8 protein-coding genes are annotated in these 10,668 nt (G+C 60.3%); 3 read left to right on the top strand and 5 right to left on the bottom strand.

What is annotated here, in order from left to right; genetic code table 11:
• The coding region (locus RR842_RS08110) for an acyl-CoA dehydrogenase family protein (RefSeq protein ID WP_332729426.1) at positions 1 to 851 on the bottom strand (851 nt) is incomplete at its 3' end.
• A gap of 365 nt (positions 852 to 1,216) precedes the next feature.
• Between RR842_RS08110 and RR842_RS08105 the strand changes: the two genes are divergently transcribed.
• The gene (locus RR842_RS08105) at positions 1,217 to 2,527 is read left to right on the top strand and encodes a CaiB/BaiF CoA-transferase family protein (protein WP_332521832.1); all 1,311 of its coding nucleotides are present in this window, start codon (positions 1,217 to 1,219) and stop codon (positions 2,525 to 2,527) included.
• Between the two features lie 301 nt (positions 2,528 to 2,828).
• Here the strand turns inward: RR842_RS08105 and RR842_RS08100 are convergent, their stop codons facing one another.
• Together RR842_RS08100 and RR842_RS08095 are read right to left on the bottom strand one after the other, a co-directional pair.
• Positions 2,829 to 3,443, bottom strand: coding sequence for a flavodoxin family protein (locus RR842_RS08100; RefSeq protein WP_332729424.1), 615 nt, complete (start codon positions 3,441 to 3,443; stop codon positions 2,829 to 2,831).
• Between the two features lie 177 nt (positions 3,444 to 3,620).
• A complete protein-coding gene (locus RR842_RS08095) occupies positions 3,621 to 4,499 on the bottom strand; it encodes an enoyl-CoA hydratase/isomerase family protein (RefSeq protein ID WP_332729422.1) in 879 nt (292 codons plus the stop codon).
• Positions 4,500 to 5,148: 649 nt separating this feature from the next.
• On the opposite strand from RR842_RS08095, the gene fadK reads away from it, so the two are divergent.
• Positions 5,149 to 6,795 carry a medium-chain fatty-acid--CoA ligase gene (fadK, locus tag RR842_RS08090; RefSeq protein WP_332521759.1) on the top strand — a complete coding sequence of 549 codons (1,647 nt, stop codon included), beginning with the start codon at positions 5,149 to 5,151 and terminating at the stop codon, positions 6,793 to 6,795.
• A 155-nt stretch (positions 6,796 to 6,950) separates the two neighbouring features.
• Here fadK and RR842_RS08085 read toward each other — a convergent pair whose 3' ends face one another.
• Entirely contained in the window at positions 6,951 to 7,910 is a 960-nt protein-coding gene (locus RR842_RS08085) for an MBL fold metallo-hydrolase (RefSeq protein ID WP_332729421.1), read from the bottom strand.
• Positions 7,895 to 8,719, bottom strand: coding sequence for an NUDIX hydrolase (locus RR842_RS08080; protein WP_332729420.1), 825 nt, complete (start codon positions 8,717 to 8,719; stop codon positions 7,895 to 7,897). Before RR842_RS08080 ends, RR842_RS08085 begins: the two co-directional genes overlap by 16 nt.
• A gap of 397 nt (positions 8,720 to 9,116) precedes the next feature.
• Here RR842_RS08080 and RR842_RS08075 point away from each other — a divergent pair, with 397 nt between their 5' ends.
• Positions 9,117 to 10,049: a phage tail protein gene (locus RR842_RS08075; protein WP_332729419.1), complete on the top strand. Its 933-nt coding sequence runs from the start codon at positions 9,117 to 9,119 to the stop codon at positions 10,047 to 10,049.
• The last annotated feature ends 619 nt before the right edge of the window (positions 10,050 to 10,668 follow it).

Here is a 10,668-nt window from a genome sequence, read left to right as displayed (position 1 = left end):
TCGACTTGCTGGAAGCGCCCGATCTGCACACCGAATGCCTTACGAGCACGTGCATGCGCCACGGCATCCTCCATGGCGGCACGCGCCATGCCCAACGACGAGGCGCACGTAAACGTGCGGCCGAACTCCAGCAAACGGAACAGCTGGCGGAAGCCGGCCTGGCGCCCTTTCATACGGTATTCGGGAGAAAGCTCCACGTTCTCGAATACCAGCTGCGCAAAGGGCAACATGGACTGCCCGATCTTGTTGATGGGGTAGGCGGTGATGCCCTTCAGGTCGCGTGGAACGAACCAGAACGTCATGGGTGGATACTTGCCCGGCTCCTCTTCGTCGCGATCGATGGCCGCCACCATTATATAAGGCGCGTACTCCCCGTTGTTCACGAACGTCTTACTGCCGTTCAAAATAAGGCGGCCGTCCACCGTGCGGGTGTACGTCTGCATGTTCAAGGAATCGGAGCCAGCTTCGGGCTCGGAGATAGCCAGCGCGAATGCCAAGCGACCCGTCGAGCGGTACTCGTCGATGACGGCCGCAAACTCGCCCTCGGCAGCGAATTCGTTCATGATAGCCAGGTTGAACAGATCGTTTTGGAAAGGAAGCGTAGCGCCGGCGCACCGGGAGAGCTCCTCGATGATAAGCGCCTGCGAACCGAGGCTAAACGAGCTGCCCTGGTCGCCATCGTGCAGGTCCTCCAACCCGAAGTACAGGTCCACGAACCCTTTGGCCACTTCGTCGGGCAACCCTTGATCCCGCCTCCATTGGTGAACATGAGCCGAGGTGAACGTCTCCTCGCCGAAGGCGCGGAACGCCTCCACGAGCCTGCGCTGGCTGTCGGTCAATTCGAAATCCACGTCTAACCTTCTTCCCATAGAAGCACGCCGCCGAAAGCGGATGCCTTTTGCAGGCGCTCCCCCGCGGTTCAGGAGGCAACACGCCAAGCTCGGTACTTCTACCAGTATACTGAGCCTACCAGCCGATATTACCCTCAATTTGGCAAATTCAACCATCCACTTCGGACGGAAAAGCACTTTTACACCCCAAGCCCTCGCATGTTGGCCAACAAATATCCCAACGTGTGAGGTAAACGCATTCATCTTATCGATTTTATGTTCGACCATCAATTAAATATAATTGTCCATAGCAACAAAACATAGGACATGTGAGTATATCGACAGGACGAAAATCAACGATTCATCAAAGGAAGGAGAACCGTCGTATGTCAGTGACAGAGAAACTGAACGGGTATGGTCCTCTAAACGGCGTCAAAGTCGTCGAGCTGTGCGAATGGGTGGCAGCACCTGCGACCGTACGCGTTTTGTCGGAGATGGGCGCAGAGATCATCAAGGTCGAGCCACTCCATGGCGACGCCCAACGCACTCAGGGTCCCGGCTTCGGCTGTGAGCAGACGGATCGGGAAGATCCGACCATCGACCTGAACAATACGAACAAGAACTGGCTTTCGCTGAACCTCAAGACCGAAGAGGGCGCGCATGTCATGCAGGAACTGCTGGCAAAAGCCGATGTGTTCGTGAACAACCTACGCGACAAGGCCCTGGTGAAGCTTGGCTTGGACTACGCAACGCTCAAGGCGAAGTACCCCAACCTCATCTGGGCACAGATGCGCGGCTACGGCGAGTTCGGCCCCGAGCGCGACACCCCCGGTTTCGACGCGGTGTGCTGGGCAGCACGCGGCGGCGTGGCGAACGTGTTCCGCGAGGACGGCCAATCTCCTGCTATTCCGCCGCAAGCCTTCGGCGACTACAACGCGGCCTCCATCCTGTCCGGCGGCATCTTGGCAGCACTGTTCAACCGCACGCGTACCGGCAAGGGCGATAAGGTCACCTGCAACTTGTACGGCGCAGCTATCTGGGGCGGCAACATCGGCGTCATGGCCACGCAGTTCGGCGCACCCTATCCCAAGTCGCGCAAGGCCGTTCCGAACCCCTTCAACAACACCTATAAAACCTCCGACGACAAGTGGATGCTCATCTGCATGCCGCAGTACGACAAGTACTACAACATGATGATGGAGATCACCGACAACAGCGAGCACAAGGACCAAGCCGATACCTGCAACCTGCCCGCTCTCAAGATCTCCCAAAAGCAGCCTGAGGTTATCAGCTGGCTGGAAGCATCGTTTGCCACCAAGACGTTCGAGGAGTGGGACGAGATCCTGCGCGAGCACGAGGTGCCTCACCAGAAGTGCTTCCGCTACACCGACATCCTGAAGGACGAGGAAGCCTACGCGAACGACTCGCTGCGCTGGGTCGAGTACGAATCGTTCGGCAAGAAGGCCATCCCCATGTCGCCGCTGCGCTTCGACGACTACGGCGACCCGCCGATCATCCTGTCCAAGCCCACCGGCTACCACACGGTCGAGTTCCTGACCAAGATGGGCTACAGCGCCGAGGAGATCGCCGCCATGGAGGAGAAGGACGCCATCAAGTGCTGGCACGGCACCGAAGTGCCAGACACCATCTTCAAGTCCGAACGCCAGATTGCCGGAGAAACCCCCTGCAACTGGTAAGTCACCTGGCACTCCGAAATTTTGCAACACCGTAATCCCCCGAAGGACCGGTAGCCGATCAGCTTCCGGTCCTTCGCTTATACAAGCGCAGCAGGATAATGGCGGCCAACGACCGCTTTGGCAAGATATTGACCAGCTGTCGGCATCTCTCCCATCAAAACCCCAGTTCACAGAAGCCTCTCTCGGAACCTTATTGAAAAAGGGTTGCCAAAGCGGTCGTTGGCCGCCATTTTATCGGCAAAACCGCGACATGCCTCCAGCGACATAAGCTTCCGAAGACATGCGACGCAGACGCGCTCCTTTACGCCAAGCGCTGGATAAGAGCAACCATGTCGGTCCCAAGCTGGCAGGCGAAGGCAAAAGCCGTTGCATCATCCTCGACGCGGCGCCACTGCACGCGCCCGCGCTCGTCGAAGCCGGCGAATTGGGAGCCCGTTGCACCGTTGGCAAGCACCGGACCTGCGGGGCGCGGATGCACCACCAGCATCCCGTGCACTGCGAAGAAACGATCCATGACGCCCATCGTCTCCTCGGCACCGCAGTTATCGAGTCCCGACGTGGACACCATGCCGCCCACTTTGCCTTTCAGGACGTTTTCCGCCATGTGCAGCGGACGCGTGCGGTCGATGAACGTCTTCATGCGGGCCGACACGTTGGCGAAGTAGTCGGGCGAACCCAGGATGATGCCGTCTGCCACGCGCATCTTCTCCACAAGCCCGTCCATATCGTCTGAAAGCGTGCAGGCAGGCTTCGCCAAGCAGGCATTGCAGCCGGCACAGTAGCCGATATCGAGGCGAGCGAGCTCCACGAGCTCCGTCTCGGCTCCGCAGGCAGCCGCCTGCTCAAGCGCCGCCTGCAGCAGTGCCGCCGTTCCTTTACCTGCTCGATGGCTTCCGTTGATGGCAAGTATGTGCATGGCCGTCCCCCTCTCGTTGAGAAATGCTACGTGCCCCACGAGGCACGTAGCAGCGATGTATCGGCCCTCATCCCCACAAAGACCGAATCGAATCCGGAAAGCACAAAGCGCCTCCGACACAAAAGCCGGAGGCGCTCAGAGGCGTCGATGCTCCGCACGCACTGCGGAAGAGGCGCCTTACAGGTTGTGAAACTTATACTTCTCGGGGTTGTCCTTCACATCCTGCTTGTTCTTCGGGTTCATCTTGCCGACGCCCATCTGGCCGTCGGTCGTATTGGAGGCGAGCACCTGGTTGCGGTTCTCCATCTTGATGACGTTCTCGAAGCTGGTGCCATCGAGAGATGCCTGCAGGCATTCTTTCGTCAGGCGCAGGCCGAACGGAGCGGTAGCGTCACACATCTGCTGTGCGAAGGCCACAGCCTCCTCCACCACGTCGTCGTCGGCGACGACCTTGTTGGCAAAGCCCCAGTCGTAGAGTTTCTCGGCACCGAAACGATTAGGGTTCATGAGGATCTCGCAAGCACGGGCGTAGCCCACGATCTTGGGCAGGAAGAACGCGCCACCCATGTCGGTGCCGGTGTAGCCGATGGACAGGTAGCCGGCATTCATCTTGAAGCTCTCGCCCAAAATACGCATGTCGCAAGCGCAAGAGATGGACAGGCCGCCGCCCACGGCATAGCCCTTGAGCGCGCCGATGATGGGCTGCTCGCAGCGACGCATGTTGATGATCTGGTCGGAGCACATGCGCTGCATGACGTAGAAGTCGCGCTGGATGCGGCCCATATCCTCAGGCGGCTCGAGCGCGAGGTCGTTCAAGTTGAAGCCGGCGCAGAACGACTTGCCCTCACCTGTTAGCACGATGGCACGGCAGTCCTTGTCCAAGCGCACCTTGATGAGGAAGTCATTGAACTCCGCCATCTGGGCGTAAGACATGGCATTCAGGTTCGCAGCGTCGTTGAAGCTGCATACGTACACCGGGCCACGGCGGTCGATGATGAGTTTCTCGTAATCATAGGTAAACTCCGGCAGATGGTAATTTTCCTGGTACACGCTCATGGACACTACCCCTTTCCCTGTTTCATCACAATCTCGTTTTAATCCATTGAATTGCGACCTTGCTCCGAGGTCATATCCTATAGTCAGGGAATCAAAGGGATAAATCCACGGACAATATATCGTTTGTGTTTCTTATTCTACGGCTCTAACCATTAATAGAGAAATATTGTCCATCAAAGAGGATGCTCATGACATCAAAAGCGCTGTGCTGGATTCCAGCGGACAAAAGCAACGGAACGAGCCGTCTATCGACGCACCCTCGCCCGTGCTGTGCACCGTAAGACAACGCTATCCAAATGAGTCATCTGGTATTTTTTCATCAGGCATTATAGGCAACACTGAGGCCAAACCTCCGGACTCATAGACAGAATCTATAGATGAACCCACAAATCGGCCAACTCGACCATTAACCGAGAACCTACAATGAATAGACTGGTAATCAAGGAAGCCAGCGCTTGGGGAATCAGCGTCGGCGAAAAAGAGCGTGCCCGATCCATCTTTCGAGCAAACGAGGGGAGAAAGCACCGTACTACAACCGTCTGTCGCAAGCGATGCCATCCGCGCATCAATCCAACACCAGCATTCGCTTTTTCATCCGCCCGCACGCGGGTGGCTCGGCGAACGGGAATCTAGAGAGGATTCAGGGGCGATGATTACCGACCTAAAGATTAACGGTGAGTGCAAGCAGCTCTATTATGATCAAGGGTACTGGACGAGCCAAACGTTGGGGGATGTTTGGGCTGAGCGGGCAGCGAGCTATCCCGAGCGAACGTACGTCACGGACGACCAGGCGACGTCGTACACCTACGGAGACGTAGACGACCGCGCGGGCCGCTTGGCCGCTTGGCTGGCCAGCGAGGGCGTGGAGGCAGGTGACGTGGTGACGTTCCAACTGCCGAACTGGGCAGAATTCTGCATCGTGTACGTAGCATGCCTGAAGGTAGGGGCCGTCATGCACCCCGTCCCCAAGAACTTCAACGACGAGGATCTCGTCTACAACATGAACAAGGTAGGCACTCGGGCCTTCATCTGCCCCACCACGTTCCATGCCTGCGACTTCGAAGAGCAGGCGCTGTCGGTACGGGACCGCGTCCCCACACTCGGGCCCCTCGCCGTCATCGACAAGGAGGGTGCATCCACCAAGGGTCTACCGACGCTGAGCCATATCGTCTCCACCTACCAACCGCTCGTCACGCGACCGTCCATCACGTCCGACGACGTGGCGTGCATCCTGTCCACGTCGGGCACGACCGGTCGACAGAAGTCCGTGCTGTTCACCCACAACAACATCCTGTTCTCGGAGCGCTCGTTCACCCAGGGGCTCGAACGGACCGGCGAAGACGTCATGTTCATGCCGTCGCCCTTGAACCATGCGACCGGTTTCTATCACGGCCTGATCTCCCCCATGCTGCTCGGAGGCCGCACGGTACTCCAGCAGCAGTTCAACGCCAAGGAGGCCTTCGAGCTGTGCAATCGCGAGGGTGCTACCTGGTCGATGGGCGCCACCCCGTTCATCTACGACATCCTGAAATATCTCACCGACGAGAAGCTCGATACCTTCGCCACGCTCTCGCTGTTCGTCTGCGGAGGCGCACCCGTGCCCGGCACGCTGGTACAATGCGCTCACAGCCACGGCATCCTGCTGTGCGAATGCTACGGCTCGACCGAGAGTTGCCCCCACCTGTTCGTGCCGCCGGCGCATTGCCTAGAATGGAACGGCACCTGGTCGGGCATCCCCTGCCCCGGCATCGAGGTGCGGGTCGTGGATGAGAACCACGCTCCTGTGCCGAACGGCACCCAGGGCGAGGAGATATCCCGTGGGCCGCACCAGTTCGTAGGCTACCTGAACGACCGCGAGCGCACCGACCGCGCCCTCGACGACGAGGGCTGGTTCTACAGCGGCGACTTGTGCTACCAGGACGACGAGGGCCATATCCGCATCAACGGTCGCAAGAAGGAGATCATCATCCGCGGCGGCGAGAACATCTGCGCCAGCGAGATCGACGAGAACCTCATGGAATGCCCCGGGCTGGGCGACCATGCCACCCTCGGCATGCCTGACGACCGCTTAGGCGAGCGCATCTGCACGTTTGCTGTCGCTACGGGCGACACCCGTCCGACGCTCGCCGACGTAACCGCTTATCTAGAGAGCATCCACGTAGCCAAGCGCCTCTGGTCCGAGCGCATCGAGTACATCGACGAGATACCCAAGACGGCTACCGGCAAGATCAAGCGCCACCTGCTCGCCGCCGAGTTGACCGAGCGCATGAAGGCTCATCGAGAAACCACTACATAATCGAGAAAGGGCCGCAAAGGCACCCGGCGAACCGCATAGGCATGAAAAGAACCAAGGGACAGCCACAACGGCTGCCCCTTGGTCGAATCGGGTAGCCCCCCCCCCGGCTTCGGAGCCGTTGTTGCAGCCCTTCTCCCAAACAAGATGGCCGACGGTCAGCTTCCCAGCCCGCCCTCCTCTTCAAGGTACGCTAATTGGGCCTGAACGTTCACGCGGGCTGCCGGACTCAGGCGCTTGTCCACATCATCGTACACGCCCTCCAAAATGCGATCGACATCGCAACCTACGCCGCCATCGATAACGGCGCGCACCTGTTCGAGACGAGCCCGCCGATGGGCCGTCTGCCGATCGACAGCGCCCACGGGGTCGTCGATCGGCAGACCATGGGCCGTAAGCAGCCGGCGGATACCACGCGTGCGCACCAGGTCGCGCAAGAACCCCAGCCCCTCCAGGTACTGCGCCAGGTCGCCATCGGGCCAGCAGATGAGCGTGGAACTTTGCTGAAAGATGAAATCGCCCGTTACCACCGACTCATCCTTTGGAAACACCAGACCCACCGAATCACGGGAATGCCCTGGAAGCGAGACCACCTCGAGACACGGCCCCCGCGCTCCGAACACAAGCGGCCCGTCAGGAAGCGTTCCCGCCCGTCGCCCCACGACGGGAACCCCGACACGGGAAGCGAACGCCTCAGCACCCTCCGCATGGTCGACGTGATCGTGCGTCAACACAACAGCTGCGACCCGCAGGCCGTCAGCCTGGCACGCCGCGTACACGGCATCCAGGTGATCGCGTTCCAGCGGCCCCGGGTCGACCACGACGCAGTCCGGCAGCCCCGGTTCGGAGAGTATCCAGGTGTTGGTGCCCCAATAGGTAAGCGGAGACGGGTTATGCGCCCGTACGCAACGCGCATGCGGCGAGATGCGCCCGCCAGCCCAAGGAGCGCGGGCAGTAGCCTTGTCCGCAACGGATGCAATGCGGGCCGCCTCGGCACCGACGTGCTCCCCCTTCGGCAGACAGCAGGACCCGCCAGCAACAGTTGCGGGGCAAAGCCCTTCGCCCAATACGGCCCGATCCTGCTTTTCGAAGGCACCGTCCGCTAAGGGAGCAGACATGAGAGCACCTCCCGCACCAGCGGCTCCAACATGATGCGCTGCGCCCGGCCAACGCCTTGCACGAACGCATCCAAGCTCGATGAGCTTGCCAAGTGCGCAAGGTTGTAGGACGTCGGGGGAACCAGCCGCAGCGCCCCCTCGGCACCGCGCTCCAACATCTGGCGCGGGTCGGCCCATCCCGCCCCGTTCGCCTCGGTCGTGCAGCTGTCGGGCATCTGGCCTGCAGGCAGGCAGGCTGCAAAGAAATACGTATCGTAGCGACGCGGCTCGAACTCGGGTGTCAGCCAATGCGAGCGCAACCCTAGCAGGTCGGTGCGCAGGACCAGCCCGTGGCGCGCCAGCACCTCGGCGAGCGAGGTGCGGTGCTCGACCAGGCACTGACGCTCCTCGGCCCACATCGGGCCCGACACGTCGGCCAGGGCGCAGCGGTTGTCCTCACCCGCCAACAGCACGCCACACTCTTCGAACACCTCGCGTGCGGCAGCCGTCACCACCAGCTGCGCGGTCTGCGCATCCGTGCCCATGCGCTGCGCCCACACGCTCGGCTGAGGCCCTGTCCACGGCAGCCGCTCGTCCGCATCGCGCGGATCGACGCTACCGCCGGGAAATACCACCGCCTCCGGCACGAATGCCATAGTCGAGGCACGGCGCAGCATGAACACCTCGCACGGGCGGCGCACCAGCATCACGGTCGCAGCAAGACGCGGAACCGCAGGAACGGCCCCTCCTGCACGATAGGCTTCATGCGTGCGGGCCAGGGCCTCGTCCATCGGCACTTCGAGCATCTCACCCGACCTCCAAGCTCCCATAAAGCATCCCTCCTCGCCCTGCTGCCTCGGAAGAGGCTGCTTTGCATCCCGTATCCGTATACCGGAAAGGGTTTTCTCGTATGGTATCACCGCGTCAACCCGTATGCGTCGGACAACAGCGCGACGATGTCCCGTACCGACAGTTCGACCTTCTCGAAAGCAGCTGCCCTCTCGAACGTGGATCGGCAGAACAGATAGGCGATCATCCTGGTTCGCCTATTCGGCGAAGCTCATTGGCAAAGTTTCACTAACTCCCAAAACCGCACAGCAACGATAAAATGGCCGGTTAACGAAGCCCCTGGGTGTTCTATGATCATCATAAGAGGCAGCATCACCCGAAAGCATCGTCCCCGCAAGCAAAACCTCGGCCGCACGCGGCCGCATCGAAGGAGCAGCCATGGCCGGCCCCCTACGCCAGATTATCGAAGTTCCCTGCGCCGTTGACACGTTGCCGTATCGGGACATACTCCGCCAGCTTGAAGCGGACAAGCTGGTCGCACTGGGCGTCAATCCCGAAGCCGTCGCAGCGCACGGCACAGACAGCCCCGGCATCGAAGGCGCCGCCGACCTTGCCGCACGCAATGAAACAACAGGAAGCGGCACCAGCGAGCCTGACAACCAAGGCTCCGTCGGCAAGAACGATGCTGCCGAGCCCGAACTTGCAGAAGAGATCGAACTCAATGCCGGCGCAAGACAGCGCCTCGATGCCGCCATCGCCGCCTGCCTTGCCTCCTACGAGACCCGCGGCGTATTCAAAATATTCAACCCGACTATCTGCACGCAACCGCCCAAGTACACCGAGCCAGCCATCAAGCTGGTAGGCACTATGATGATATTTCGCGGTAAGAGCGTCTACGACCGCCTGCGCCGCAGCGTCCACTGTGCGCTCTTGGCTGCGACCATCGGCCCTGAGAGCCCCGCCGCCCTGCCCGCCGCGCCAGACGACCTCGACCGCGCTCTCGCACGTGCCTGCGCGCGGGCGCTGGTAGAGTGCGCCGCCGATCGCGTGAATGCCTCCATCATCGCCGCCGCTGCAGACGAAGGACTCTACACCGACGACCGCCTGCGCCCCGGCGATGGCGACTTTCCGCTCGACTCGCGCTCGCAGCTGGTGTTCTACACGCAATCCGAGAAGCGTTTGGGACTAAAGCTCAATGTCGACGGGGCGCTCGACCCACCCTATAGCACGATGAGCGTCGTCGGCCTCTACGACCCGTCTCAAAAGGGCCGACGTCGCGCCTGCGGGCGCTGCAAGCACCGCGACTACTGCACCATCCGCGCCATCGGCATGAACTGCCACGGCAGCAAGGGCTCCTTCCCCGCATCGTAAAGACGGGTGCCGCATTCTACCTACCCCTATAAATCGACGAGTGCGTCTTGGCCGATCGGAGCCGATCGGAGCCTCCCCGCTCCTTCCCTCTTCCGCTGGAATAGGGCTTGATTTTTGCTAAACTTTCGCATGAAAGCAGCCCTTTTTCCAACGGTGGAAATACGGTCGCGTAGGTATAGTCTTGACTGCACACCCTACGCTATCGTAAGCATCAGAAATCGTAAGGTGGCATGGTACCTCTCCCTCTCATTATTCTAGATGAACGGAGGTGAAGTCTATGCCCGTTTTGGAGTTGCTTGTGCTCGCTGCGGTACTTTTGGAGCTGGTATCTCGCGTCATCGAGCTTTTTCTGGTGATAAAGGAGGCGCTCCGATCCCGCAAGGGGTCGGAGCGCTAACAAGAAACCCAAACCGCCGAAGCGATTTTTAGAGCCGGTGGGAGTTAACGCTCCTTCCGGCTCGTCTAGTATTATACACGAAATACGCCCGGGGATACGCCGTGCCTCTTGCTATCCCCAGCCGAAACACCAGATCCATTCAAGGGTTGATTTCCAAACCCACCATGTCAGGCCTACCACCACTTTGAACAGCAAAAGAGCCCGTAACCAGGCCCTCCTGCT

The organism is Gordonibacter sp. (assembly GCF_036667095.1).
Taxonomy (GTDB): domain Bacteria; phylum Actinomycetota; class Coriobacteriia; order Coriobacteriales; family Eggerthellaceae; genus Gordonibacter.
This window is presented reverse-complemented; position numbering and strand designations above follow the sequence as displayed.